This window comes from Microcoleus vaginatus PCC 9802, assembly GCA_022701275.1.
In the GTDB taxonomy this organism is placed as follows: domain Bacteria; phylum Cyanobacteriota; class Cyanobacteriia; order Cyanobacteriales; family Microcoleaceae; genus Microcoleus; species Microcoleus vaginatus_A.
Window position 1 is genome coordinate 3,409,802 of record CP031740.1, and the last position, 26,372, is coordinate 3,436,173.

Genomic DNA, 26,372 nt, shown 5'->3' on the forward strand with positions numbered 1-26,372 from the left:
CGAATGACTACTTGAGCTTTTCAATCTCAAATTGTGCATCTTTGTAACCGCCGGTAAGTCCTTGATCGAGAAACATTTTGCCGGCTTTTTCTAAATCGCTAATCGCTCCTGCTTTGTCTCCCAAGGAGCGGCGAACAATGCCTCTACCGTAGTAAGCAGCAGCATAATTCGGACTGATCCGAATAGCTTGCACGTAATCGGCGATCGCACTATTGTAATTCTTTAACTCCTGATAAATCTTAGCCCGATTGGCGTAAGCTTCAGCATTGTTGGGATTGAACCCGATTGCTGCTGTAAAATCTGCGATCGCCCCCTGCGGGTCACCCCCTGTGCTGCGAGCTAAAGCACGATTGTTATAAGCATTATAATCATTTGGATTCACTTTCAGCGCTTGAGTGCAATCGGCAATTGCTTTGGGATAATCCTTCAAATTTAAATAAGCAATGCAGCGATTGTTGTAAGGAACCCCATCCTCATCGCTCAGCGAAATTGCCTGAGTGCAATCGTCAATTGCCGCTTGATGCGCTCCCAAATTCAACTGCGTGCTGCAACGATTAGCGTAAGCATCTGCACTCTTGGGATCGATCGCAATTACCTGAGAATAATCCGCCAAAGCTCCCTGATAATCTCCTAAGTGAAAGCGAGCTCTCCCCCGACTGTAGAAAGCATCAACATTCTTAGCATCAATTTTAATTGCCTCAGTATAATCTCCAATCGCTCCCTGCAAATCTGCGCTCCCAGCACGAGCCAACCCTCGCGAATGATAAGCTTTAACCAGGTTCGGTTGCAACCGAATTACTGCGTTAAAATCCTGAATAGCCGTCTTGTAATCTTGCTGTTCTAAATAAGCAATTCCTCTTTCATAATATGTATCAGCATCATTGGGCTGGAGATTCAAAGCTTGAGTGTAATCCTCAATCGCCCCACGCTTGTCGTTAAAATCGTTACGGGCGAGCCCGCGGTTAAAATAAGCCTGAACATATTTAGGATTGAGAGCGATCGCCTGAGAATAATCCGCAATTGCTTCTTGATATTTTTTTAAATCATAATTAGCATTACCGCGCTGGTAAAAACTCTCAGCATTTTTAGGATTCAATTGAATGGACTTATTAAAAGCCTGCAAAGCTGCATCCGCATCTTGATTGCGAGCCTTTTCCACTCCCAGTTCGTAATATTCCTTAGCTTTAATCGGATTCGGCCGGCTCCCATAACTAAACAGAAATATCAGAACTATCACCGCCCCCAATCCCGCCAAAATCAGCCACCAAAACCGACTTCCCAAACGTGACGAAAAACTATCAGAAGACACTAATAGGGGAGAAATACTTTTCTTGTGAGCCATATTTCCCGGCTCTGGGCGGTGTCTCAACTTGCTGAGAGCTGCCAACACTTCCTCCGCAGATTGATAGCGTTTGCCAAATTGGTGACAAACCATTTTGTCAATTATATTTGCTAGTGCCACAGAACATTGAGTTCGGTTTCGCCAAACAATTTCCCCCGTGTGAGAAGGGCTCGGATTTTGCAATTTGGGCAAATCCGTACCAGGCAAACCCGTGATAGCTTGGACTGCCATCATCCCGACTGCATAGAGGTCGCTGCTAAATTGCGGGTTGCCTTGAAATTGTTCGATCGGCATATAAGCCGGAGTCCCAGTAGCAATGGTGCGCGGAAATTCTGTATCGTAGTCACTGACGTGATTCGCAACTTCTTTAACCGAGCCGAAGTCAATTAAAACTAATTTGCCGTCTGGTTTGCGGCGAATTAAGTTGGAGGGATTAACATCGCGGTGAATCACTCCCTGAGAGTGTACGAAGGCGAGAAGTTGTAACACTTCTTCCAACAGATCCAGCACTCGTTCTTCCCGCCAAGGTTGACCGGCCACAATTTCCCTATTTAGGGCGTGTCCGGGCACAAACTCTTCCACGAGGTAGAATTGATTGCCTTCTTCAAAATAAGCGAGTAAAAATGGAATTTGATCGTGTTTTCCCAGCTTTTCTAATATTTCTGCTTCTTGTTTAAATAAGCGGTAAGCTGTTTTGAGAACTGTGGAAGTGTTGCTGGGAGGGCGCAGTTGTTTGACTACACATTGAGGGTGGCCAGGACGGCGAGTATCGACAGCTAAATAAGTTTGTCCGAAAGCACCCGAGCTGAGAATTTGTACTACGCGATAACGCCTGTCTAAAAGTTGACCAACCATGTTCATATCGGGAATGGGGAATTGGTAACGGGGAGTTGGTAACGGGGAGTTGGTAACGGGGAGTTGGTAACGGGGAGTTGGTAACGGGGAATTGGTAATTTGGCCTTCTTCCTTCTTCCTTCTTCCTTCTTCCTTCTTCCTTCTTTCTTCTTCTTTTAACATCTGACTGGTGATTAATAGCTTATTTAGGATCGTTGATTTGTGCTTGTGCCTTTTGGAAACCATCTGCTCTTCCTTGTTCTAGAAACAGCGTTGCAGCTTTCTGAAAATCCTCGATCGCCCCAGCACGGTCTTTGAGTTGGCGGCGGACGAGGCCTCGGCTGTAAAAAGCGCTAGCATTCTTGGGGTTGAGCCGCAGCGAGTGAGCGAAATCCTCAACCGCTAAAGGGTAATTTTTTAGTTCTGAGTAAATAGTACCGCGATTGCTGTAAGCTACTGCATCGCTGGGATTGAGCCGAATTGCTTGAGTAAAATCTTCCACAGCGCCCTGCTTGTCTCCCGAAGCCAATCGAGCTAATCCTCGATTGCTGTATGCTTTGGGATTGTTGCCGTTGAGTCCGATCGTCAAACTGCAATCTTCGCTGGCCTTTTGAAATTGTTTTAAATTCAGATAAGCAATGCAGCGGTTGTTGTAAGCTGCTTCATCTTTTGGAGCGAGGCGAATTCCTTCTGTGCAATCTGCAATCGCTTTGTCGTAGGTGGCCAAATTCAAGTAAGCGCTGCACCGATTGGTATAAGCATCAGCGAGATCTGGCTGCAATTCGATCGCCTTAGTATAATCTTCCATCGCTCCTTGATAATCTGCCAGATTAAACCTGGCTCGACCACGACTGTAGTATACGCCAGCTTGCTTGGGGCTAATTTGAAGGGCTTGAGTAAAATCTGCCATTGCTCCTGTTTTGTCGCCTGCCGCCGATCGAGCTAAACCCCGATTGCTGTAAGCTGTAGCATCGTTGGGACTGAGCCGAATTGCTTGAGTGTAGTCTTCAATTGCCGTGCGGTAGTCGCCCAAATCGTAGTAGGCTAAACCCCGCTGAGAGTATGCCTCACCGTCGCTGGGATTGAGTCGCACTACTTGGGTGAAATCTTCCACGGCCCCCCGCTTGTCGCCGATGTCGAGGCGGGCCATACCTCGATTGTAGAGAGCTTTAGTGTGGCTAGGATGGACTTTAATTGCTTGCGTGTAATCCTGTATTGCTTGCTCGGTTGCGCCCATGTCGTAGCGAGCGTTTGCCCGCTTATAGTAAGTTTCCGCATCGCCGGCATTCAGGGCGATCGCTTGAGTATAATCGGCGATCGCGCCTGTTGTGTCACCTTGCTGCGCTTTTGCCACGCCGCGAGCGAACCATTCTTTTGCCCTCCCCGGGCTTTGACTTTGCCAAAAGTAAATTATCAGTGCCGTTAAGATTAAAGCTGCCCCTGTTGCAGCCAACAGCAGCAGTTTGGTTTGGCTTTGTCTTCGCGGTTGACTCATAGCGTCCGTGATGATTGTGGCTGGCGGCGGCTCAACCTCGAATTTTACGGCGATTTGTGTGAGGTCTGCTAAAACTTCGGCTGCCTCCTGATAGCGTTCCTCGTAGTCAGGGCGCACCATTCGATCGATAATATCTGCTAGGGCTGCCGAACAAGTTGCCCGGTTTCGCCAGGGAATTTGGCTTTTGTTGTTTTTTAAGGCACTCAGTTCGTTGGGTGAGAGTCCCGTGACGGCAAGCTGAGCGATCGTACCTAGAGCGTAAATGTCGCTATTGTACCGGGGGTTGCCACTCAATTGCTCGATCGGCACGTATAACTCCTGGGCCGCCAAATCCTGTTTTTTTGCCTCATGCCGTTTAACAGAGTTCGGGGAAGTTTGCGCCAACAAATGACAGTTAGCAAGTTCCGGGTTAATTTCTTTGTCTAAGCTAAAGTCTACCAATACAAATTTGCCGTCTGACTCGCGCCGGATCGCTCTGTCTGGTTGAATTCTGCGGTGAATGAAACCTTTCTCGTGTATGAACACCAAAATTTCTAATATTTCTGATAGCAGACAAATTACTTGGTCTTCCTCCCAAGGTTGACCGGGTATTAGTTCTTGACTTAAAGGTGAGCCGGCAATAAATTCTTCAATTAAGTATAAACTTTGATTTTCCTCAAAATAAGCCAATAATTCGGGAATTTTGTCGTGTTTTCCCAACTTTTCAATTATTTCTGCGTTTCTTTGAAATATAACTTTGACTAATTCTGGAGTTTGCGAACTTGTGCCGGGTAGCCGCATTTCTCTAACCGTGCATTGCGGATACCCGGGACGGTGAGTATCTGCTGCTAGATAAGTTTTTCCCACCTCACTTGAGTCTGTGACTTTAATGATGCGGTAACGTCTGTCTAGAAGTTGACCAATCATGCTTTGCCCTCTACCCTGTCAATTTTCCATTATCGCATGAAATCAGAATAGCCAAAATATTTGGCTGAGTAATTTAAGTTCGATCGAGCCGTGACTCCCACCCAAAAACGGATAGTTGCTTTCCGACAGGAGTCGTGAGCCTCCCAAAATTTTAGACCCGAGTTGAAGCTCCCCCTTTCATCTGTGGAGTCAATCTAAAATCTAAAATCTAAAATCTAAAATCGACTGACTGAGCAAACGGGCGATGGGATTGGCGAGCCAAGTGCAGCGCGGTGACCACGCTCTTCTAATATCTTACAAAAAAATCGCTGAAATTGTTTATTCTGTGAATGAGATATGTATAATTTAACAATTAATCTGGAGATCAGTCAAATGAAGGTACAACTGGTTGAATCCCTAATTCTATCTTACGTCTGGCAGCCGACGAGCAATTACGGAGCTTAGGAAAAATATTACCAAATATCCCCTACCCTCCGACCCCGAAACTCGGGAAGCTTGCCCTTTCCTGGCGGCTATTTTAATTTTTTGAATGAGGAACCAGAGATTTCTCCTCTCGAAGACCTAGAAGCAATTCCCGGGTACTAAAAAACAGGAGAGTGAAAGAAGTTTTGAATGTATGAATAATAAAAATGTCTGAATCATTAACAAAAGGAGGAACGATCGCAGCGATCGCCACCGCCATAGTTCCCCAACAAGGCAGCGTCGGCATTGTGCGAGTTTCCGGTTCCGCAGCCTTAAAAATTGCCGAAACTCTGTTTTGCGCCCCAGGACGGCAAATTTGGGAGTCTCACCGCATTCTTTACGGTCACATCCGCCACCCCAAAACTCAAGAATTAGTCGATGAAGCTTTGTTGCTAATCATGAAAGCACCGCGTTCTTTTACTCGCGAAGATGTGGTGGAATTTCACTGTCACGGTGGCATTATGGCAGTGCAGCAAGTCTTGCAGTTGTGTTTGGAAAATGGGGCGAGATTGGCGCAGCCGGGAGAGTTTTCGCTGCGGGCTTTTTTGAACGGGAGGCTGGATTTAACTCAAGCTGAAAGTATTGCAGATTTGGTGGGAGCAAAATCGCCCGCTGCTGCACAAAGTGCTTTGGCTGGTTTGCAAGGAAAATTAGCGCAGCCAATTCGCAAATTGAGAACAACTTGTTTGGACGTGCTGGCAGAAATTGAGGCGAGAATTGATTTTGAGGAAGATTTGCCGCCTTTAGATGAAGCTAAAACTTCTTTGGAAATAAATCATGTTTTGGAGGAATTGTCAACAATTTTGGCAACGGCAGATCGTGGAGAATTGTTGAGAACAGGTTTGAAAGTAGCGATTGTCGGGCGGCCGAATGTGGGCAAATCGAGTTTGTTGAATGCGTGGAGTAAGAGCGATCGGGCGATCGTCACGGATTTGCCCGGTACGACGCGGGATGTGGTAGAGTCGCAGCTAGTTGTGGGCGGCATTCCGGTGCAGGTGCTCGATACTGCGGGAATTCGAGAAACCGAAGACAAGGTAGAAAAAATAGGCGTTGAGCGATCGCGCGCAGCAGCAAAACAAGCCGATTTAGTGTTGTTGACAATTGACGCGGAATCTGGCTGGACAGAGGAAGATTCGGAAATTTACGAACAAGTAAAGCACCGCCAGCTAATTATAATTATCAACAAAATCGACCTAGTAAAAAGAATCCCAGAACTACCTTTTTCCTCTGAAATTCACCGTATAGTTACCACAGCCGCCGCCCTCGATCGAGGCATAGCAGACTTAGAAACAGCAATCTTAGATGCCGTCAGCGGGGCAAATTTGCAAGCAGCCAACTCCGACTTAGCAATCAACCAGCGGCAAGCAGCGGCGTTAACCAGAGCTAAAATTTCTCTGGAACAGTGCACGGATACTATTAGCAACAAATTGCCTTTAGATTTCTGGACAATAGATTTGCGCGGTGCAATTCAAGCATTGGGGGAAGTTACGGGCGAAGAAGTGACAGAATCAGTGCTCGATAGAATATTTAGCAGGTTTTGCATTGGCAAATAGCAATGGTAAAAATTACGTAATACCTCTATATTGCAGGTTGACGATGCTGACTTTAGCGCTATCACTTGAAAATGCAGGGGATTGACTGACTCGCTTGTTTGATTTTTTGCAGATTGAGTGGTTCCTACCGTAAATCAGCCGGGCCAATTCTTCAATCTAAAATCTAAAATCTAAAATCTAAAATCGATTCAGCCAGGCCAATTCTTCAATCTAAAATCTAAAATCTAAAATCTAAAATCGATTGACTCATTCTCACGATCGAGGTCTTCCCAGACTTGTAATATAGAGTACAGCCTCACCCGCAGGAATACCGAGAACGTCATTGACGCGATCGTCAAAAAAGCCCGCGATACCGCTGACACCCAAACGCAGTTGTATAGCTGCTAAATTCAACCGCTGGCCCAAATGGCCCGCGTCCATGTGCAAATAGCGGTAAACTCGATCGCCATATTTTGCTACAGCCCTGTTCAAATCCGCCGTGTGAAACAACAGCGCCCCCGCATCTCTGCCTAAATCTTGCCCCAAACACAAAAAATGCAGCTCCCTGCGGAAATTTTTAAACCGAATTTGCCGCAATTCTTGAGCTTTCGGAGCGTAATAGTAACAGCCTTCTTCTAACCCATTCACTCCTGAAACAGCAATAAAAGTCTCGATCAAACTTATATCGAAATAGTCGGGAGAACCGTCTAATCCTTGGTCGATATAGTGCTGCGGCTGGTAAGTAAAATCGAGCATAGCTAGCAGTTCGCCCAAGCTCAAAGAAGCACCTGTATAAGCACGGGTCGAACGCCTTTTGAGCATAGTATTTTCTAAAGTTTCCAGGTTCACTCCCCAAGGAATCGAAGGAGTGACCGTCGAAACTTTAGTACAAAAGGGAAAGTTGTATTTATCCTCTAATTCCCCTTCACTTTCATCAAGTTTCCAGCCGTCTGCTCCGGTGGGATCGGATTCTAAATGCGTCGCTTTGTGGAGGTATCTTAACAGTTGACCTTCGGAAATTTGCGGGTAATCTGTCGTGGTGTTTCCGGGCAAAGCTGTTTTAAATTTAGGCAAGTTTTGGTCAATATCTAGCAAGTCGGCTAAAGCAACTACACAAATCGCTCCTTCTTGCTCCGAGTCGATGTACAGTAATTCGTTGACAGCTTCGTCGGCGAATCCTCCAATCAGGTGAGGTCGGTAATCGTTGACCGCGCAAGCTAACTCGATATTGCTCAATAGATGACCGGTGTCTAGGAAAATTCGCCGATAAGCTCGGTCTTCGTAACGCCAAGAAGAACGAAAAAAAACAGTGGTAATGGCGATCGCCAATTGGGTATTTTCTAGCGCTGGCGGCTGGAAACAAGCTGCTTGCAAGGTCGGCCAAACTTGACTGTCCCAAAAATGAACAAGTGAATGAGTTCTGGACTGATAGTTGTAAAGTCCGGCCGGCAACTGGGCAGTGCCGCGGGAGATTAAATAAACCTCTGCGGGGTAGAGCCCGCCGGCCGACGGTGCCGATCGCAAATACAGGTAGCTGTCGTCTACCGTTTGCACTTTCGCCGTCAACCCGTAGCTGCACAGCAACAAGCTGGATAACCGATGCCACCAACCGGCATCGGGATCGGCATCGGAATCCTCCGAGGGGTCTTTTAGATAGGGCTTGAGGTCAAAATACGCTCCAATTTTATATTCTTTGAACGGCACAGGTTGCTCTGTCCAATCTAGCCGTTTGCTTTTGGCAGCAATGGTTTCAGGATCGTATTTCGTCCGTTCGTGGTAGTGCTGAGCAATGGAGAGAGGAAGTTCTGGCATATTTCAGTAGAGGATTCGCTTTGGTTTCTCGATCGATCTTGACATTACTAAGCGTTTACTGGTCGAGCAAGGCAGAAATTTACAAATATAAAAAAAATCTTAGAAAAAATGAGATCGTTGTTACACAAGCTTAACATAAAACAATGCCTAAGTATAAATACACAGATTAATACCCATTAATTACTGTTATGGATTGGCTGCAATAGCTGTCCTCATAAAGGGATGAAAATGCAAAAGCTAAGCGCTGAGGAATTGCTCGCTCAGTATGCTGAGGGCAAGCGAAACTTTAACGCCGTTGACTTAAGTGAAGATAACTTGTTTCAAGCAGATTTGGCAGAAATAAATCTTTCTGGTAGCGTTCTGAGGCGAGCTTATTTGCCCTACGGAAATTTGACTGAAGCCAATCTTTATAAAACTGATTTGCAAGATGCTGAGTTGGGCGACATTCAACTTTATCAGGCAAACTTGTCGGAAGCAAATTTATCCAGAGCAAATTTATCCAGAGCAAATTTGCGCCACGCCAATTTACAAGGTGCCAATTTGCAGAAAGCCAATTTGCAAGGTGCGGATTTGTACAATGCAGATTTGAGGAATGCGGATTTGAGATATGCGGATTTGAGCAGAGCTAATTTGGAGAAAGCAAAGTTAACCAAAGCTCAATTAGCGGGCTGCAACTTATTTCGATCGCGCTTGGTTGATTTGTCGGAAGCTGAGTGCGATCGCACTACTATCGGGCCCGAAGGCTATTGAGGATTTGCAGCGCTGGGGGCGATCGGCTTAAAAGGTCGTGAAGCGTAGCTATCCCGTAGGGAATCGCCCTTTTTTACATTTCTTAACATCTATCGACACAGCGGAAAATGTGAGTTACAGTTGTAAAAAACTTATCGCTCCGCAACATTGACAATAAATAACACACTTTGCCACCGGCAAACCGGGTAAAATTTATGAATTCTCCCGACAAAAAAGCAAGAGAACTCCGGCACAAAGAACAAGAACTGCGGAGGCGCGAACAAGAAATTCGGCTCCGCGAACTAGAATCAGAAATTGATCGCTCAGTGCCAGAACATCGGACGAGCAAGTACGAAGAACCAGACAGCCAAGCTAAGGGCAAACTCAAACAGTGGCGCCGAAAAATTATAGCAGCCGCTCAATTTACAGGCATTGTTATTGCTGTTGTCGTTGCAGTTCGCATAGCATCTTGGCTGGCCGCCGCGCTGATAGTGGGAGGCATTGCTTTGATCGCTTACAAAATGTTTATTGAAGAAGACAGAAGTTGAAAAGCTCAAGCACGAAACTATCAGGAAACACCCATGAACCTTAAAGTAGAAACTAGCGACTTTCTCAACGATTTAGAGCGAGTAGCCGCAGTCCGCCGAGAAATTGCCGACTCTCTCAGCAACATCGCCACAGCCATCAACCAATCAGAATTAGCAGGAGGAGAAGCATCGGGCAAACTCGGTTTAGAAACAGATAACGCTGACATTGATGTCGCCAGTAAAAACTTGCGCCAAGGAGTCTTTCGCCTGCTAGTGCTAGGCGACATGAAACGCGGAAAAAGCACTTTTCTCAATGCGTTAATCGGCGAAAACTTACTACCCAGCGATGTAAATCCCTGTACAGCTTTGCTGACGATTTTGCGCTATGGGTCAGAAAAAAAAGTCACCGTTTATTTCAATGACGGCAAAAGCCCCAAACAGCTCGATTTTAAAAGTTTCAAACAGAACTACACAATTGACCCCGCTGAGGCTAAACGTTTAGAAGAAGAAAAAAAACCAGCATTTCCCGATATCGACTGCGCCGTAGTAGAATATCCCTTACCTTTGCTGGAAAAAGGCATAGAAATAGTAGACAGTCCCGGACTGAACGATACAGAAGCCCGCAATGAATTATCTCTCGGTTACATCAACAACTGCCACGCTATTTTGTTTGTACTCAGGGCAACTCAGCCTTGCACAATGGGGGAAAGACGCTATCTAGAAAATTACATCAAAAATCGCGGATTGAGCGTTTTCTTTCTGATTAATGCTTGGGATCAGGTGCGGGAAAGTTTGATTGACCCGGACGATCCTGAAGAATTGGCAGAAGCAGAAGGGAAACTGCGGCGGGTTTTTCAAGCTAATTTAGCTGAATATTGTTTAACAGAAGGACACGATATTTACGACGAGCGAGTCTTTGCAATTACCTCACTTAAGGCGCTCAGGTTGCGGATCAAAAACCCGGAGGCGGATTTGACAGGAACTGGTTTTCCCGAGTTTATGGCGGCACTCAATACGTTTTTGACGCAGGAAAGGGCGATTTCGGAATTGCGTCCGGCGAGGACTTTGGCGCGTCAAATTTCTGCTCGCGTCCGCGAAGCTGTAGGGCGCCGATTACCATTACTCGATCGCGATGTCAATGAGTTGAAGGAAAAGATTAATTCAGTTGAGCCAGAGTTTAAGAAGCTGACTCAGATTCGCGATGAATTTCAACAAGAAATTATCGGCGTTAGAGATAGTAAATCGCGGGCGATCGCAGATTCTTTCCGCGCCTACGTTCTTAACTTAGAAAATACCTTTGAAACAGATTTTTTGCGGTATCAACCGGATCTGAATTTTCTGGATTTCTTCAGCCAAGGCAAGCGAGAAGCCTTTGAAGCATCGCTCAAACGAGCATTAGAGCAGTACATCAACGACAAATTAGCAGCTTGGACTCTCACAGCAGAACAAGAGATGAATTCAGCCTTTTCACAGCTATCGAAAAGTGCGGCCAATTACGGAGCCTCTTACACGAAAGTGACTGAAAAAATCACAGAAAAACTGACTGGGCAAAAAATACCAGCAGCAGTCAGCAACTCAACCGAAGATAACTCGCCCGCTTGGGCAAAATGGGCGATGGGATTGTTCTCGTTAACGACCGGAAATCTGGCGGGCGTAGCAATGGCAGGAGCGGGTTTTGATTGGAAAAATATCCTGCTTAATTTAATCACTGTGTTGAGCGTCAGTACGATTTTTGCTAGTTTGACGGGGGTTGTTTTGGGACCGCTGTCATTGGCTTTATTGGGAATCGGTGTTGGGGTTTTGCAAGCAGACGGAGCTCGCAAACAGTTGGTAAAAGCGGCGAAAAAAGAGCTGGTGAAATATCTGCCGCAGGTGGCTCAAGAGCAGTGGCAGCCGATTCACGATGCTGTTAAAGAGTGTTTTGATGTTTACGGGCGGGAAGTGGGCGATCGCATGAATGCGGATATTAATTCTCGGAAAGCTGAGTTAGATAATTTGCTGGAACAAAAGGAATCTCGCGAGATTAATTGTCAGGCTGAATCTGAGCGGTTGAAAAAATTGGAGGCTGATGTTTCTGCCGAGTCGCAGAGTATTGAATCCCTATATCAAGGTTTCCTAGCATCCGCTAAATGAAATAAAACAGCAATATGCAACAACCCGAAATTTATCAAAACCTGACCGACTATCTCAAATCAGCACTCGGTATTCTCGAACTTGACAAAAACTCCCAACTGTATCGAGATACCACCTCAATCTGCGACTATCTCGCCAAACCGACTTTTCAAATTGCTGTCTTTGGCCCGTTTAATTACGGCAAGTCAACTCTGCTCAATGCTTTGCTGGGAAATCGTGCTTTGCCGATCGACCTCGTGCCCACTACAGGTGCTGCCATTTATGTCAACTACGGCGAGGAATTGCGCGCAAAAATTACCCTGAAAGACGGCACGGAAGTTAGCGAACCGGGGACTGATGTGTTGAAACGCTACGCCATCCTTGACGATGCGAGACAAATGCGGGATGATGTGACCGCTGTTAATGTTTACTGTCCCCACCCTTTCCTGAAAACAGGTGTGGAATTGCTGGATTTGCCGGGAACCAACGATCGGGAAGAACAGGATAATTTAGTCAGGGATAAATTGCTAACGGCTGATTTAGTTGTGCAGGTTTTAGACGCTCGCAAATTGATGACTTTAGGCGAACGCGAGAACTTGAGAGATTGGTTGAGCGATCGCCACATCAACACTGTAGTCTTTGTTGCCAATTTTCTCAATCTACTCGAACCAGACGACCAAAAACAAGTTTACAATCGGTTGTTGTTTGTTGCCGAAAGTTTTCGCTCCAATTTGCCGAACAATATCAGCAATATCTACCGCGTCGATGCTTTGCCGGCTTTGAGGGCGAGGCTGAAAGGAGATGTGGCTGCGGCCCAAACTACAGGAATTGCCATGTTTGAATCGGCTTTGCAAAGTATTGTGGCAGATCAACAGGAACAACTAGCAGTTAAGTTGCCCAGGATTGAAGCTATAGCTACTAAAATTTGCCAATCTCTCCGAGCGAAATCTGAAACTGTCACGGCAGAAATAGCCACAGCTCAAAAAAAGCACAAAGACAGAATTGAAATTAAACAAAAAGCAGAAAAACTGATATCAAAAGGGTTTTTAGCCAGCGTTTCTGACTTCGAGAGTTGGCTTTACCAGCCCACACTTTTGCAGCGCTATCAATCCGAAATGGCCCTGTCGCTTCAGGAAGGGAGTTTTGATGCGTGGAAGCTAAAATTTCAGCGAGAGGCGTTACATCAGCAGCAAACCATCGCAGAATGGGTAAATAAAGCTTGCGAATTCTTTGACAAAGAACAGCCGATCGCACTTTTGATTTCGTTTCCTCCATCCCCACAAGTCACCTTACCGGAACCGCCGCCACCTCCAGCTCAAAAGTCGATCGAGGGCGAAGTGGCTCCAGTGGCGATCGCCACCGGCTTAGGTTGGCTGTTAGGCGGGCCTGTGGGAGCCGCAGTAGTCGGCGGTGCTAGCTATATTTTGAATAAAAGAACTGGGTATGAAAAGCCCGCTGAATCGTCAGAAGCTTATCTAAATCAAGTAAAGGAAATTTGCAGCGAGGCTGCTAAAAACTATCTCGCTCGCTTCAGCACCGATACTTTTTCCATGCTGCAACACTACAAGGAAATCGCCGGAAAAGTTATCTGTTTTCAAGACAGCAAAGAACCGCTACAGAAAAATATTCAGCAATATCAGAGCCAGTTAATCCATAATTTGTTAGAAAATATCGAATCCTGCCTTCAAATGACTAAATCTGTAATTAACGGCAAATGATCCGAACCGACATTTCGGCCAGTACGAATCTTTAAAACACCAATTTCTTTGCTGACTAGAAAGTGATCGATCGGAATATAAGCCAGCGGCATAAAAGTCGGCCAAGTCGGTAAAATGCCAAAGCCCGATCGCGCATTTCGCAAATTTCCGGTTTTTACCATATTTTTGTAGAACGGCGACCACATTGTGGTATTGAAATCTCCAACCACAATTAGCGGATTTTTTACTTGGGCTGCATACTCGCCGATGCCTGCTAGCTGTTTATTGCGATCGATAAAACTCTGCTGTTTTATCGGTACAGTCGGATGGGCAAGAATCAGAGAAATGATTTTCCCTTGAAATTCAACCTCCGCAAACAAGCTCTTTCTTCGCTTTGAAAAAGGTTTAACAGAGGGATTTTTTAAAGGCAGCTTGCTGTAGATGGCACTGCCAAATCTCTCAGATTGTTGGTAGTGGCAAGAGTAAGGAAACATTTCGCTTAAAACGGCTAACTCCTTCGCCCAAACTGTGCTGACTTCGACAAAAACCGCGATATCGGGTTGTTCTGCTTTTACCAGGGATATCACCTCAGAATATTGCCGGTTACTTGTTAAAACATTTGAATGCAAAATCCGCAGATGTTGTCCGGGAGTCGCTCCTGCAAAGGCTGGCACTGGGAAATACCAAGGAACAATTTCCGCCAAATTAATGATAATGCAAAATGCGCTCACCAGCAACCAGATTTTTTTTGAGCGCACGAGAGCGAAGAATATAAAAGTAGAGAAACCAACCAGCAGATATTGTAATTTAAAATGAGAACTCAATTCAAAAAGAATGTTGATTTGTCCCAAATAACCTGCGATTGACAGTAGTGCACCTACAATTGCTGCGAGAATAAACCATTTTGAAATTACGTGCTTCAAGCTAATGATTTTGTAGTGGCTGCTGTGCATCACCGCCCATTTGAGCTTAATTTTGAGGTCGTTGGTAATCGGCAATTTATCAATTTCTGTTACCAGTTGTTCTGGCGGTTCTAACTCTCGTCGCTTTTGATAAAATCTCACCAGCAAGCTATCTACCACAAAATAACTAACAGAATTGGCAACAAATCCTACAAATACCAACACACATAAACCGATCAGCATACCAAAGGAACCGCCTAATTTCCTCAAAACTGACCAAGTTGCTAAGTCACCTGTTTTACCTGTAGCTACTCTCGCTATTAATAGGATTAAAGTAGGCAATCCGATCGTGATTATGTTTCGGATAATAGAGTCCATTATTTATCCTGTTTGCTAAGCTTTTTTACCTTGGGTGTTGCTCTAAAATTCATAAATTTCTAACGGTAAGCTGTCTGGATCTCTGAAAAATGTAAACCGTTTTTCTGTAATCTCGTCAAGGCGAATTTCTTCTACTTCTACTTGTTGGGATTTTAAGTAAGCAACTGATGCTTCTATGTCCTCTACGGCAAAAGCTAAATGTCTCAAACCGCAAGCTTCAGGATTGTTAACTCTTTCAGGAGGATGGGAAAATGAGAAAAGCTCGATGGTGTCGCCGTTTCCGACTCGCAAATCTAGTTTGTAAGAATTCCTCTCGGTTCGGAAAGTTTCTTTGATAATGGAACATCCCAATACTTCTACATAAAATTTCTTCGACGCTGCGTAATCCGAGCAAATAATCGCCACATGATGTATTGCTTTTATTTTCATCTGAATAAAGTTAGTTTTGTTTTTCTGAGATGTTGCACCATTTTAAATAAGCTTTTTATGAACAGGCAAGATGCCTGTTCCACAAAGAGTGAATTTTTTTGTGGAACAGGCATCTTGCCTGTTCTTGAGAATCGTGCAAGATGTGAGGTTTTTTCAAAAGCACAGCACGCTATTGACAATTATATTTGACGATCGCAGACTCGGCGACAAACCCTGGGAAATTCAGGGCGATCGCTCTTTATTTTCCCTCGCCCAAATCTTAATCTGAAAAATTTCTGCAAAAAAAGCACCCTACTTTGATAAAATGAGAGTTTTGCAGTCAATCACCCAATTTGCATCTCAGGAGACAAGGATTATGGCCCGTATGTATTACGACACCGACGCGAACCTAGACCTCTTAGCCAACAAAACGATTGCTATCATCGGCTACGGTTCCCAAGGACACGCCCACGCCCTCAACCTCAAAGACAGCGGCATGAATGTCGTTGTCGGTTTGTATCCCGGTAGCAAATCTGCCGCCAAAGCAACCGATGCGGGTTTAACAGTTCACCCGGTAGACAAAGCAGCCGCCGCCGCTGACTTCATCATGATTTTATTGCCCGATGAAGTTCAAAAAACTATTTACACAGAACAAATTGAACCGAACCTTTCAGAAGGAAATGTTTTAGCATTTGCTCACGGTTTTAACATTCATTTCGGCCAAGTTGTTCCCCCTGCCAATGTAGACGTAGTAATGGTTGCCCCCAAAGGCCCCGGACACTTGGTGCGCCGGACTTACGAACAAGGGGAAGGCGTTCCGAGTTTGTTTGCAGTATATCAAGATGCTTCCGGTCAAGCGCGCGATCGGGCAATGGCCTATGCTAAAGGTATCGGTGGCACCAGAGCCGGCATCCTGGAAACCACTTTCCGCGAAGAAACTGAAACCGATCTTTTTGGCGAACAAGTAGTTTTGTGCGGCGGTTTGAGCGCATTAATTAAAGCTGGATTTGAAACTTTAGTTAACGCCGGATACCAACCGGAATTAGCTTATTTTGAATGTTTGCACGAAGTTAAACTTATCGTTGACTTAGTAGTAGAAGGAGGCCTCGCCAAAATGCGCGACAGCATCTCCAATACCGCAGAATACGGCGATTTAACTCGCGGCCCCCGCATCGTCACGGATCAAACCCGCGCCGAAATGCGCAAAATTCTCAGCGAAATTCAATCCGGCCAATTTGCCCGCGAATTCGTTCTGGAAAACCAAGCCGGCAAACCGGGCTTTACCTCCATGCGCCGTCAGGAAGCAGAACATCCTATTGAAGAAGTTGGTAAAGATTTGCGAGCTATGTTTAGCTGGTTGAAAAAGCAGGCTTAATCAATTTTAGATTTTAGATTTTAGATTTTAGATGGGAGTACAAATCTAAAACAGTCCTGGACGCAGAACCTAATTATGTAGGGTGTGCACTGCACACCTTACCGCTTGGAGGAAAATCTCAAATCTCAAGTTTAATAGATTACAGATTAGAGAGTGGATAAAAAATCTCTAATCTAAAATCCAAAATCTAAAATCGTACTGTTGGGTTTCGCTTCGCTTAACCCAACCTACAAGAAAAAGGCTAGGTATTATTAGAGAAACCAGGTTTCTCGCTGGTAGCTCAAAACTATCGACTGGGACTAGGACTTTTTTCCAAGTTTTCAATCTCCTTATCCCTTTGCTTGTTTGAATCTTTCGGCTTCACCCACGAAGGCCACAACCCGACGAAGAACTTTCGGCTTGCCACGCTAGTATCTCTTACAGGTTTGGGGAGAAAAGTTAAAGTGTCACCGTAAAGGGTAAACAGCGCTATAAACAGCAGCAACAGCGGGATAAGATTTTTTTTAGGCATGGCAGTTTGGGAGTAGAGTTTGTGGAAGCGCTTTGTTATATTTTGCCCTTGCACGGACAAAATATATCAAAAACAGCTTAAGAAGAAAAATACACCCCTGGGGGCTAAGCGGCCGCGCATACAGAAGGAAAGGCTGCTAGTCGTAATATCGTTTCCCCTGACATCGGAATCATAATTTTCCCCATGCAGTGGTAGCGTCCTGCTTGGCTCCACCCTCTCAGGAGCGAGGGGGAGGCTCGCACTCAAGTATAATTCTGATGTTACCTTATTAGATATTACTACAAGTCTTAATCATTAGTTATTAGCTAATGACTAATGACTAATGACTAATGACTACTTATTCCCTTGAATGAAAGTTTGCACGACTGCATTAATTTCCGGGGAAATTTCTGTGACCAGCCGCACCGGGATTGCAGATGTGGAAGCAAATTGCGCGTATTCTGGTGTTAGAAAGACTGCATATTTGTCAGCTTCAGCAGTCAGTTGAGCGGCGGTAGCCAAACTTACAGCTTTAATATAATTGCGTATGCTAACAGCTTGGTCGCCGACAACTTCATCGCCGGTAATTCCTGTGCTTGGCCTGCGAACTTGGTCTAAAGTTTTACTGGGATCTTTGACGCTTAAGTGCGTTCCTCCTACAAAACCGACTAGCCATTTAGGAGATGGAATTTTGGGAAAGCCGGCAATTTGTTCGGCTAAGGCGGGAGTTGTTTTGTCGGCGGAAGATGCTACTATTAAGGTAGGAATTTGAATTGCACTTAAACCAGTTTCTCCAAATAGTAATGATGTGATCGGATTCATGGCGATCGCCCTTTTAATCCTCGCATCCCGCAATTGATACCGTTCTTCGGGCAATCCGGCCGCCGCGCACTGAATGCCTTCGCCCAAGCTGAACCCAATCAAATCTCCCTGACACCGCTGTTTGAGTCCGCTCAATTGCAGTTCGGCGCCGGCCAAGGACAAGGCTGTAGCGCCGCCAAAGGAATAGCCAATTATTACGGCTCGGTCGATCGCGATTTTCCCCTGCAAATTATCATCAGTTTCGTTCAATTTTGTCAGTTCGTCGAGTACAAAACTGATGTCTTTGGGACGATCTAAAAACTCTTGAGGAGCTAGCAAGGGACACTTACCCGCGATCGCAGCATTGGTATTCGTCTCGTTGCTGCCCGGATGTTCTAAAGCTGCTACTACATAGCCGTGAGACGCCAAATGCTCGGCTAAGTAGCGCAAATCCGTGCGGACGGAACCCAACCCGTGAGAAAAGACGATCGTCGGTTTGTCGGCTGTCGCAGCTTCCGACCAGTACACATCAACCGGAATAGGTCGATTGCGGGCGCTATCGTTCAAATCTAGCGCCCGTACCTGCACGGAATTAGGGCCTGGCTGGGTTGGATCGAAAGGTAGGTTAAACGCGGGTTTAATCGGTGCTAACTGAGGTGCGATCGCCGCCATAAAGCGCTGAGTTTGCCAAAAACTTGCGTTCATATTTCCCAAAACTGCGAAAGCTCGATCGAGGTCCACCACGACCCGCGAGCTCGGATAAGATTCAATGAAACTCAATACCGATAAGCCTTCCGGCGCGTTTGCTCCCTGCAGCAGAGCCGATCGCAGGGCTTCCACACCCCCACCGTCGCGCCTGGGTATCACTGTAGTCAAATCCGTCAGGATGGCAGTGCCGATGCCCGTATTTAGCAAGTTGCTCAAGCCGACTACATTTAGGGGAATTTTCGCTTGCAGCGCCCGAAAGATTTTACTGCGCTGTTCGTCAGACAGGAGATTGGCATAAGCTTGCAGTCTGGCGGGGACTTTTCCTGTTTCTGCGAGTTCACGCAAATCCGCAACCGATATTGACGATTCTAAAATACCTTTGCGGACAACAACCGTTTCTGCAGCTTTTACAGGAGATGTCGTGTCACTGAAAGGATTAATCGAAATCGAACCCAAAACACTCGCCACTGAAGAAAACCATCTGAAATTTGGTCTGATGCTCATTTTTACCTTATTGAACTAGAGAGGATAGATCACCATATTCTCAAAATTCTCCCAGATACCGAGAAATTGTCCTAGATGCCGAGAAATTGCCTCTATCGGGGTGCGATCGTCAAGGCCTCTACGCATATTTACTTGTCGATCGCACATTCCGTACCTAAGTACACTTCTTGTGCGGGTGCTAATGATGATGAGTTGAAGGATTTTTTAATCGACCGCCAAAAAAATACAAACTTCGCGAGTGAAAAGAGCGATCTGCTCCTAACTGTAAGGTTTTCTTTGTTGGGTAAATCCTATACTCCTGGAACTTCACAATTATCCACATTGAATAATTCATAATTTGAGTCTAAAAAGTGAAGGGGAATTTAAGCCTGCAACATTGGTAAATATTGACCACAAAGGCCAGAAGTGCTTCATTGATTACAGGAAGTGATTGTGAAGCCAATTAAATATGGAAGTAAAAGTGAGCTGCGACAAATTATTAAGTAGAATTGTCCACCAAAGAAAGATAGCCATTTATATCACTTCCGGTTGCACTCATATATCATAGCAACGGAGGGCACAGCAGTGCTGTTCCCCAGCCCAAAATAATCATAAGCGGTCGTGACAGATGTACCTATCGCCCGATTAATTTTTCGGAAACTGCACGGCGCGCGTCCTGACTGGGGGTAATATTAATTCTGATGCTACCCGATTTGATATTACTTAAGGCACTAAGCCAAATTGCGGTAAGGGAAAGATTCAAAATAGAGTCTATCGATTAGCTATCCAAGTGTTGCCTAAAAACTATGTACAGCGATCTAGTGTATTTCCGAACCGCGCAAAGGTGCGGAAATTTTGCTAGCAATTCCGTTGGATTAGGATTAAATATAGGACTTACACAATTGTCACAAATAGGGGGTTAAATATTAGGTATGTAGTTGCGCTTGTGCGCTCTTAGCTTAGGAAAGAGCGAGTCGAGCGCAACTACATACCTTTGTTTAATTTGCCACTTGGCTTTAGTCCTAAAACATTAACCGCCGATGAATGCAGATTCATAACATCATCTGCGGTTAAAATTTTCCTCAAGATACAGGAAAATAAACAACAAGCATCGAAATATTTTGGTGAGCCCGGGCGATCGCTTCCGGTTCTTTGAGAGTTCCCGGTTGTTCCCACAATTTCTGTTGCTGAGAAATTGTTGTTAAAATCAGCAAATCGTCTTCTAACAACTGCTGCGAAACTAGCTTGATAAAATTTCCCCGCACCCGATTTACTGGTATCTCAGAAAGAATTTCCACCTCCGACGCACTTTTGTTGCTTTTTTCCCCTTGTGTAGCCACCAACACCACTTGCAAAGTCGCCTTGAGTTCCTGGGCCAAACTCTTAGCAATATCCACCGTTTCCTGAAATCCAAACCGAGTCAACTCGCTGTCAGTTACCGCCAAAATAACTCTGGCTGTATTCTGGAGAGGATTGGGAAATCGAGCAATCAGTACGGGTACGGGCGATCGTCTTACCACATTGTCAATGATGCTGCCAAAAAAATTGTCGCGAGTAGTGGAAAATCCCTTCCAACCGCAAACAATTAAACTAGCCTCGCGTTCGGTTGCACTCCGCAGAATTCCGCGATCGATCGCATCATCTATCCTCGCGATCGGTTCAACCGCACAAGCAGCCGCATGGGCCACAGTTTCCGCAGCCGTCAAAAGTTGAGTTTGCTGCATTTTATCTGCGGGCGAAATTGCTTCCCCGCGATCGGACAAAATATGCAGCGGCAGCAAAGTTCCCTGATATCTTTTTGCTAAGATCAAAGCCAAACGCAGCAAATTATCTTCCGTATTCGGATTAGCAACAGGCACTAAAACTCGCTCTCCCCATGAATGCTTTCCGGAAGTAGCAGTCGGCAAACTCAACCCCGGCTGCTGCATTTCTTGACCCCACCGAGATACAATCCAAGGAGAAGCGACACAAGTTACTAAAATCATGGCAATGATGCCGTTCACCGTTACGCGATCGACCAATTTAATGTCAAAAGCAACTGTAATCGCAGCCAAAGTAGAAGCAGCTTGAGCACCAGAAAGGCCGAACATTACCATAATGCTTGGAAACTCAAAACGAAATAATTTCCCCGGTATCCAAGCTGCCAAAAACTTGCTCACCGCCTCTGCTAAAATCATCACCACCGCCACCAACAAAGACTGCGGCTGCTTAACCAAAATTAGCGGGTCAATTAACATCCCCACAGAAATCAGAAAAAACGGCACAAACAGCGTATTGCCAATAAACTCAATCCGATTCATCAGCGGACTCATTTTGGGAATAATTTGAGTAATGGCAATTCCCGATAAAAAAGCACCAATAATTGCCTCAATCTCAATTAGTTCGGCTGCGTAAGAAACTAAAAACAGGGTGGCTAATACAAATATAAATTCGGCATTTTCGTCGTATCTGAATTTCTTAAAAAACCAGCGACCGATTTTAGGAACTCCCCACAAAGTACCAAAAGTGTAGATAGCAAGAGATGGAATTAGAAACAGCCAAAACTCTAGAGTGAGATTTCCTTTGAAAGCTTTGACAACAATTGCCAGCACCAACAGTCCCAACACATTTGTAATTAAAGTCCCCCCCAAAGTCGTAGTAATAGTCTGAGTTCGCATCAATCCCAATTTTGTGAGAATTGGCAGCGCTAAAAGTGTGTGCGTAGCGAAACAAGAAGCAATTAAAATTGAAGCCAGCCAGCTATATCCCAACAGCAGCATCGCTCCCGTCCCCAATATCATCGGCAACGAAAAAGTAGCCAGTCCAAATATGACAGCTTTGTCCGCATTGAGTTTGAGGTCGTCGAGGCTAGTTTCCAGTCCCGCTAAAAACATCAAAAACAGCAACCCTACTGTACCTAACAAAACAATAGTAGCGTCCCGTTGCAGCAAATTGAGACCGTTGGGCCCGACAATTACGCCAGCAATAATTAAACCGACTATTCCCGGCAGTCGCAAGCGCTCAAATAACAGCGGCGCCAGTAGCATGATTGCTAAAAGAACTAGAAAAATGGGAACGGGAGCGGTAATCGGGCCGGAAGTTAACATAAATTTCACCCTAAATATTGGCAGCGCTCTGCTACCATATTTAAAATAAAATAATCAAAATATTTATCAATCTAAAGAGGTATCATCAATAATTTACAGCGTGATTCTTAATAAGTAGGGCTGGGCGGGAGAAACCCTGTTTCTTGGTTAAACATGGGTTTGATTACGAGAAATTTATGAAAGAAGCCGGGTTTCTAGTTCCCGGCGCACAAGTCCTGATTTGGAATAATACCCATAACAAAGGGAAACGTGCTTTTATCCCTTGCTCTTCTCTATTTAAAATCTAAAACCGGGAAAGGTTTCGCTGCTTCCATCTGCGCTGCTAAAGCAATTAAAGTTGCTTCCGCCGCCGGCCGCCCGATAATTTGAATTCCCACGGGCAAACCGTTGTTATCTAAAATGGCAGGAAGTGCGATCGCAGGCAAACCGCTAGCATTAAATGGCGGACAAGGAGCAATCCAATTAATGATCCGCTGCAAAGTTTCTTCAAAACTCAAATCCGCCCACTCCCCAACCCGGATGGGGGAGTGCATATAAGTCGGCAAAACTAACACATCAAATTTTTCAAAGAATCCCACAATCCGCCGTGAAATCACCTGCATTTGATTCACCGCCCGCAAATATTCCCCAGCGGAAATAGTTCTTTCTAACAGCCAGCGATTCATCGGTTCCAAAGCAGGGCCTGGAATGCCACTTGCAGCGACCCCAGACTGCCAAATTGCGGTAAACGGTTCGATTAAACCTGTAAAATCTGGGCATCCCGGTTCGACATCGTGACCCAAATCTGTCAATAATTTTACTGTTTCGAGTACCGCTTGCTGACAGATAGCGGAAGCCTCGCCCACAGGGGAAATACTGGTAGAAAAAGCAATTCGTAGCTTGCCTAACTCTTGAGTGCAAGCTTCTAAAAACGTCGGATTTGAATCTGGTAGCCAGTACGGATCGCCTGTTGTGTAGCCTGACATTACATCCAAAAGTGCGGCGGCGTCAGCTACAGTTCGCGCCAGGGGGCCGTTGGCAGAAATGCCACTGAGGTAATCTCCGACAGGTGCCCAGGAAACTCGCCCCCGCGATGGTTTAATGCCCACTAAACCGCAGCAGGAAGCTGGGCCTCGGATCGAACCGCCGCCGTCTGAACCTTGGGCGATCGCACACAAACCGGCTGCTACAGCCGCCGCTGAGCCTCCGCTGGAACCTCCGGGCGTATAGTCTAAATTCCAGGGATTGCGCGCGGGCGGGAAACCTTCGGGTTCGGTGTAAGGTAATGAGCCAATTTGAGAGGTGGCTGTTTTGCCCAGAATGTTAAATCCTGCTGCTTTGATCCGCCATACTACTGACTCGTCGTAGGCAGAGATGTTACCCAGCAAAGCCTGAGTGCCGTATGTACAGGGAACGCCCGTAACTGGTGTCAAGTCTTTAATGGCGATCGGCACTCCGAAAAAAGGTGGCAATTCCTGTGGCTTGTTTAATCCAGCTAGTTTTTCGGTTTGAGATTTAGCTAGGGCGATCGCCCGCTCGGCCGTTACTGTAAAATAACTGCCAAGCTCAGGGTTTAATCGCTCAATCCGTTCCAAGTAGAGATTAACAATTTCTAAAGGCGACACTTCCAGGGTGCGGATCGACTCCGCCAACTCCAGAGCTGGAGTAAAAGCCCGATCGACAGAATTCATCGGTTTAAGTCCTTAATATTTGGCTAAAGTATCAATTTATACTGCTTGGTTGCGGAAAACTCTTTTCCTTAAAAAAAATTCTCCAAAAATGTGGAAAATCCATATTTGGTCGTAGATATAGGTGAGCGCATCCTCCTATTGGCAGAATATTTCCTTGGTATTGCACCAGTAGAACCTGATCTTGCGATAGACTGAGTACAACAGTTAAGCTTTTGTGCAAGACCCCCACAATGGCGATCGGCATTGTCCAACTCCCACAAATCATCTGTTCGAGTCAGCCTTCTCACCAACTTAAGGTAGCGCATATGACACAGCAGCATCCGCCAGCTCCTCGCCCGCCCGTACCCGGAGCTCCCCCACTGCCAGGAATACCCCGCCCTCCAGCTCCAGGGATGCCCCCCAGAGCAGCAGGAATGCCGCCAGCACCGCCGCCCGCACCAGCACCAGCACCAGCACCGCCGCCCCAATCCTTCGCCACACCTAAAGGCCCGAGCTTTAGCAGCGGCGGATCTCCGACTTTGAAAGAGCTAGTCCTCCGAGCCAAAGATGAAGGAGTATCCGACCTTCACCTCGGAGTAAACGAAGTTCCCCGCTTCCGCACGCGGGGCGAGATTGCCGACATCGGCTATCCACCAACAGATTTAGATACGTTTTTTGGCTGGTTGCGCGAGTGCATGAGCGATGAAGAAATTGAAATTTTCCAAAAAACCCTAGACTTTGACGGCGCTTTCGACTTCGGGTTCGTGCGGATTCGGATCAGTTGCATGGACTCCTTGGCCGGCCCGGCGATGGTGCTGCGGCTAATTCCTTCCAAAATAATGACACTGGAGGAATTGAAACTGCCGGAGGTCTTTAAGAAAATATGTGGCTATCACAAAGGGCTGATTTTGGTAACAGGCCCGACAGGTTCGGGTAAGTCTACCACCTTGGCCGCGATGATCGACTACATCAATAAGAATAAAGCGTACAACATCATCACGATCGAAGACCCGGTAGAATTCGTACACGAAAGCAAAAAATCCTTGATCAAGCACCGGGAAGTCGGCAGGCACACGCTCAAGTTTATGAACGCTCTCAAAGGCGCTCTGCGACAAGACCCGGACATGATGCTAGTAGGAGAAATTCGGGACAGAGAGACGGTCGAAATCGCCCTCAAAGCCTCTCAGACCGGTCACTTAGTTGCAGGAACGCTGCACACCAACAGTGCGATTAAAACTCTGAACCGGATTCTGGATATGTTCGGGCCCGAAGAACAGGAGGCCATACGGGTTTCAATTTCCGAATCCCTAGTGGCAATTATTGCTCAACTGCTGTGCAAAACGACAGACGGGAAGCGGGCTGCTTTCCACGACGTTTTGATCAATACCGACGTGGTTAAGGAATACATTCTGAAGGGCCAGAATGAGGAAATTAATCAAATCATGATCAAAGATACTTATGAAGGCATGACGACGATGAATAAGTCGCTCTACGGCCTTTATCAAGAAGGTCGGATTACTGAAGAACTTTGTGTAGAGAACTCGCCGTACCCGAACGAAATGGCTCAGATGCTTCGAGGTCGAGTCTAAAGGTGGAGTGTTAACAGTTAACTGTTAACAGTTAACTGTTAACTTTTATTGGTGTACTGAATTGAAAGTCGATCGCCCTATTTTGCCAGAATTTTTCAAAGGCATTGCGCTGTTTACACCAGGGGGAGACTTAATCTATTGCATAGACCCCCACAAGCAAACTCGGTGGCATTTGCAGTTGTGCGTAGCTCTACAGGAGCTCCTCGGTTTGTCGGAACCCCCGCATTTTCTGATACCTTGCTACACGGCAACCGTTGACTCCTGGCTCGATCCAGGCGATCGGCAGGTGCGGGTTGCTGCCGAGGCTTACCCCCCCGTGCTGCGACATCAAACGCTGCTGAACGCCATTTTTGGGACTGGCGACTTAGTGTGGCATCCCCAGAGTGAAGAAATGTGCGAACCGATGGCGATGGCTACTTATCACCAACAATTCCCCGAACTTTGGGAAAATCACGACTTAGTTGTACAGTATGCCAGCCCCGAAGCTCGATCGGACTCGAGCAGTTCGACAGTACCTCCCTTGGCCTTTCCGCAATCGCAGCAGACTCGGCTGCCCAAACCAACAGCACTCACCCCACCGCCACACACTCAAGGGTACGTTTTGCGTCTGTTTGTTTCTGGCAGCAACCCCAGCACTGAACGCACCCTGGAAACATTACACCAGTTCTTAGAGCAATGCCTCGATCGTCCCTACACTTTAAAAGTAATTGATGTTTTGAAACATCCAGACCAAGCTGAGGCAGATCAGATTTCAGCAACTCCTACTTTGATTAAAATCTGGCCGAAACCCGTGCGACGAATTGTCGGCGAATTGAACGATGATGAAAAAATAGTGCGACTGCTGAGCTATTCGGAATTTTAGATTTGGGCGAGGATTGTTGGGATTATTTACTACTGGCGATCGCGGTTTTAGTAGCGATCGAATTAACAAGATTTCGTAATTCAGTGCTGGACGCAAAAAGTGGTTTGGCGTTCTACTTATATCAATTAGGTGTTCTTGGGCCGTACACCCTAAATATAGAAGTTCTGCATCCAGGAGTGAATGGCGGGTGAGG

General features: G+C 46.0%; 19 protein-coding genes. 10 read left to right on the forward strand and 9 right to left on the reverse strand.

Features of this window, described 5'->3' with window-relative positions; translation table 11 throughout:
• Positions 1-7 precede the first annotated feature (7 nt).
• Positions 8-2,422 (reverse strand): tetratricopeptide repeat protein, encoded by a 2,415-nt coding sequence (locus D0A34_13845; protein UNU19810.1) that lies wholly within the window; start codon positions 2,420-2,422, stop codon positions 8-10.
• Positions 2,379-4,577, reverse strand: a complete 2,199-nt coding sequence (locus D0A34_13850; GenBank protein ID UNU19811.1) for a tetratricopeptide repeat protein — start codon at positions 4,575-4,577, stop codon at positions 2,379-2,381. The genes D0A34_13845 and D0A34_13850 overlap by 44 nt, the downstream gene beginning before the upstream one ends.
• A 629-nt stretch (positions 4,578-5,206) precedes the next feature.
• On the opposite strand from D0A34_13850, the gene mnmE reads away from it, so the two are divergent.
• Positions 5,207-6,592, forward strand: a complete 1,386-nt coding sequence (mnmE, locus tag D0A34_13855) for a tRNA uridine-5-carboxymethylaminomethyl(34) synthesis GTPase MnmE (protein UNU19812.1) — start codon at positions 5,207-5,209, stop codon at positions 6,590-6,592.
• A gap of 252 nt (positions 6,593-6,844) precedes the next feature.
• On the opposite strand, the gene D0A34_13860 is transcribed toward mnmE, so the two are convergent.
• Positions 6,845-8,383, reverse strand: a complete 1,539-nt coding sequence (locus tag D0A34_13860) for a SagB/ThcOx family dehydrogenase (GenBank protein ID UNU19813.1) — start codon at positions 8,381-8,383, stop codon at positions 6,845-6,847.
• Positions 8,384-8,611: 228 nt separating this feature from the next.
• Here D0A34_13860 and D0A34_13865 point away from each other — a divergent pair, with 228 nt between their 5' ends.
• From D0A34_13865 to D0A34_13880, 4 genes are all read left to right on the forward strand, one after another.
• Positions 8,612-9,133 carry a pentapeptide repeat-containing protein gene (locus tag D0A34_13865; protein ID UNU22290.1) on the forward strand — a complete coding sequence of 174 codons (522 nt, stop codon included), beginning with the start codon at positions 8,612-8,614 and terminating at the stop codon, positions 9,131-9,133.
• 194 nt (positions 9,134-9,327) lie between these two features.
• A complete protein-coding gene (locus D0A34_13870; protein ID UNU19814.1) occupies positions 9,328-9,660 on the forward strand; it encodes a hypothetical protein in 333 nt (110 codons plus the stop codon).
• Between the two features lie 33 nt (positions 9,661-9,693).
• Positions 9,694-11,772, forward strand: coding sequence for a dynamin (locus D0A34_13875; protein ID UNU19815.1), 2,079 nt, complete (start codon positions 9,694-9,696; stop codon positions 11,770-11,772).
• 14 nt (positions 11,773-11,786) lie between these two features.
• The gene (locus D0A34_13880) at positions 11,787-13,469 is read left to right on the forward strand and encodes a dynamin (GenBank protein ID UNU19816.1); all 1,683 of its coding nucleotides are present in this window, start codon (positions 11,787-11,789) and stop codon (positions 13,467-13,469) included.
• Here the strand turns inward: D0A34_13880 and D0A34_13885 are convergent.
• Both D0A34_13885 and D0A34_13890 read right to left on the reverse strand, forming a co-directional pair.
• Positions 13,436-14,728 carry an endonuclease/exonuclease/phosphatase gene (locus D0A34_13885; protein ID UNU19817.1) on the reverse strand — a complete coding sequence of 431 codons (1,293 nt, stop codon included), beginning with the start codon at positions 14,726-14,728 and terminating at the stop codon, positions 13,436-13,438. The genes D0A34_13880 and D0A34_13885 overlap by 34 nt on opposite strands.
• Positions 14,729-14,770: 42 nt before the next feature.
• On the reverse strand, positions 14,771-15,157 hold the full coding sequence (locus tag D0A34_13890; GenBank protein ID UNU19818.1) for a VOC family protein: 387 nt from the start codon (positions 15,155-15,157) through the stop codon (positions 14,771-14,773).
• Here D0A34_13890 and D0A34_13895 point away from each other — a divergent pair.
• Positions 15,137-15,346, forward strand: a complete 210-nt coding sequence (locus tag D0A34_13895) for a hypothetical protein (protein ID UNU19819.1) — start codon at positions 15,137-15,139, stop codon at positions 15,344-15,346. The two genes, D0A34_13890 and D0A34_13895, sit on opposite strands and share 21 nt — an antisense overlap.
• A 115-nt stretch (positions 15,347-15,461) precedes the next feature.
• A complete protein-coding gene (locus tag D0A34_13900; protein ID UNU19820.1) occupies positions 15,462-16,511 on the forward strand; it encodes a ketol-acid reductoisomerase in 1,050 nt (349 codons plus the stop codon).
• Positions 16,512-16,797: 286 nt separating this feature from the next.
• Here the strand turns inward: D0A34_13900 and D0A34_13905 are convergent, their stop codons facing one another.
• The 4 genes from D0A34_13905 to D0A34_13920 form a co-directional block, all read right to left on the reverse strand.
• Positions 16,798-17,022: a hypothetical protein gene (locus tag D0A34_13905; GenBank protein UNU19821.1), complete on the reverse strand. Its 225-nt coding sequence runs from the start codon at positions 17,020-17,022 to the stop codon at positions 16,798-16,800.
• Between the two features lie 333 nt (positions 17,023-17,355).
• A complete protein-coding gene (locus D0A34_13910; protein ID UNU19822.1) occupies positions 17,356-19,014 on the reverse strand; it encodes an alpha/beta hydrolase in 1,659 nt (552 codons plus the stop codon).
• A 1,061-nt stretch (positions 19,015-20,075) separates the two neighbouring features.
• Positions 20,076-22,079 carry a cation:proton antiporter gene (locus tag D0A34_13915; GenBank protein UNU19823.1) on the reverse strand — a complete coding sequence of 668 codons (2,004 nt, stop codon included), beginning with the start codon at positions 22,077-22,079 and terminating at the stop codon, positions 20,076-20,078.
• A gap of 272 nt (positions 22,080-22,351) precedes the next feature.
• Entirely contained in the window at positions 22,352-23,749 is a 1,398-nt protein-coding gene (locus tag D0A34_13920; GenBank protein ID UNU19824.1) for an amidase, read from the reverse strand.
• Between the two features lie 305 nt (positions 23,750-24,054).
• On the opposite strand from D0A34_13920, the gene D0A34_13925 reads away from it, so the two are divergent.
• The 3 genes from D0A34_13925 to D0A34_13935 all read left to right on the forward strand — a co-directional run bounded on the left by D0A34_13925 (position 24,055) and on the right by D0A34_13935 (position 26,370).
• Complete coding sequence (locus D0A34_13925; protein UNU22291.1) at positions 24,055-25,317, forward strand: type IV pilus twitching motility protein PilT; 1,263 nt, start codon at positions 24,055-24,057, stop codon at positions 25,315-25,317.
• A 61-nt stretch (positions 25,318-25,378) separates the two neighbouring features.
• Positions 25,379-26,179, forward strand: coding sequence for a circadian clock protein KaiB (locus D0A34_13930; GenBank protein UNU19825.1), 801 nt, complete (start codon positions 25,379-25,381; stop codon positions 26,177-26,179).
• Between the two features lie 2 nt (positions 26,180-26,181).
• The gene (locus tag D0A34_13935; protein UNU19826.1) at positions 26,182-26,370 is read left to right on the forward strand and encodes a hypothetical protein; all 189 of its coding nucleotides are present in this window, start codon (positions 26,182-26,184) and stop codon (positions 26,368-26,370) included.
• Positions 26,371-26,372: the final 2 nt, after the last annotated feature.

Coding starts and splice junctions, on each gene's coding strand:
- D0A34_13845 (UNU19810.1), bottom strand. CDS start 2,422: ATGGTTTCCAAAAGGCACAAGCACAAATCAACGATCCTAAATAAGCTA.
- D0A34_13850 (UNU19811.1), bottom strand. CDS start 4,577: ATGATTGGTCAACTTCTAGACAGACGTTACCGCATCATTAAAGTCACA.
- mnmE (UNU19812.1), top strand. CDS start 5,207: ATGTCTGAATCATTAACAAAAGGAGGAACGATCGCAGCGATCGCCACC.
- D0A34_13860 (UNU19813.1), bottom strand. CDS start 8,383: ATGCCAGAACTTCCTCTCTCCATTGCTCAGCACTACCACGAACGGACG.
- D0A34_13865 (UNU22290.1), top strand. CDS start 8,612: ATGCAAAAGCTAAGCGCTGAGGAATTGCTCGCTCAGTATGCTGAGGGC.
- D0A34_13870 (UNU19814.1), top strand. CDS start 9,328: ATGAATTCTCCCGACAAAAAAGCAAGAGAACTCCGGCACAAAGAACAA.
- D0A34_13875 (UNU19815.1), top strand. CDS start 9,694: ATGAACCTTAAAGTAGAAACTAGCGACTTTCTCAACGATTTAGAGCGA.
- D0A34_13880 (UNU19816.1), top strand. CDS start 11,787: ATGCAACAACCCGAAATTTATCAAAACCTGACCGACTATCTCAAATCA.
- D0A34_13885 (UNU19817.1), bottom strand. CDS start 14,728: ATGGACTCTATTATCCGAAACATAATCACGATCGGATTGCCTACTTTA.
- D0A34_13895 (UNU19819.1), top strand. CDS start 15,137: ATGTATTGCTTTTATTTTCATCTGAATAAAGTTAGTTTTGTTTTTCTG.
- D0A34_13890 (UNU19818.1), bottom strand. CDS start 15,157: ATGAAAATAAAAGCAATACATCATGTGGCGATTATTTGCTCGGATTAC.
- D0A34_13900 (UNU19820.1), top strand. CDS start 15,462: ATGAGAGTTTTGCAGTCAATCACCCAATTTGCATCTCAGGAGACAAGG.
- D0A34_13905 (UNU19821.1), bottom strand. CDS start 17,022: ATGCCTAAAAAAAATCTTATCCCGCTGTTGCTGCTGTTTATAGCGCTG.
- D0A34_13910 (UNU19822.1), bottom strand. CDS start 19,014: ATGAGCATCAGACCAAATTTCAGATGGTTTTCTTCAGTGGCGAGTGTT.
- D0A34_13915 (UNU19823.1), bottom strand. CDS start 22,079: ATGTTAACTTCCGGCCCGATTACCGCTCCCGTTCCCATTTTTCTAGTT.
- D0A34_13920 (UNU19824.1), bottom strand. CDS start 23,749: ATGAATTCTGTCGATCGGGCTTTTACTCCAGCTCTGGAGTTGGCGGAG.
- D0A34_13925 (UNU22291.1), top strand. CDS start 24,055: ATGACACAGCAGCATCCGCCAGCTCCTCGCCCGCCCGTACCCGGAGCT.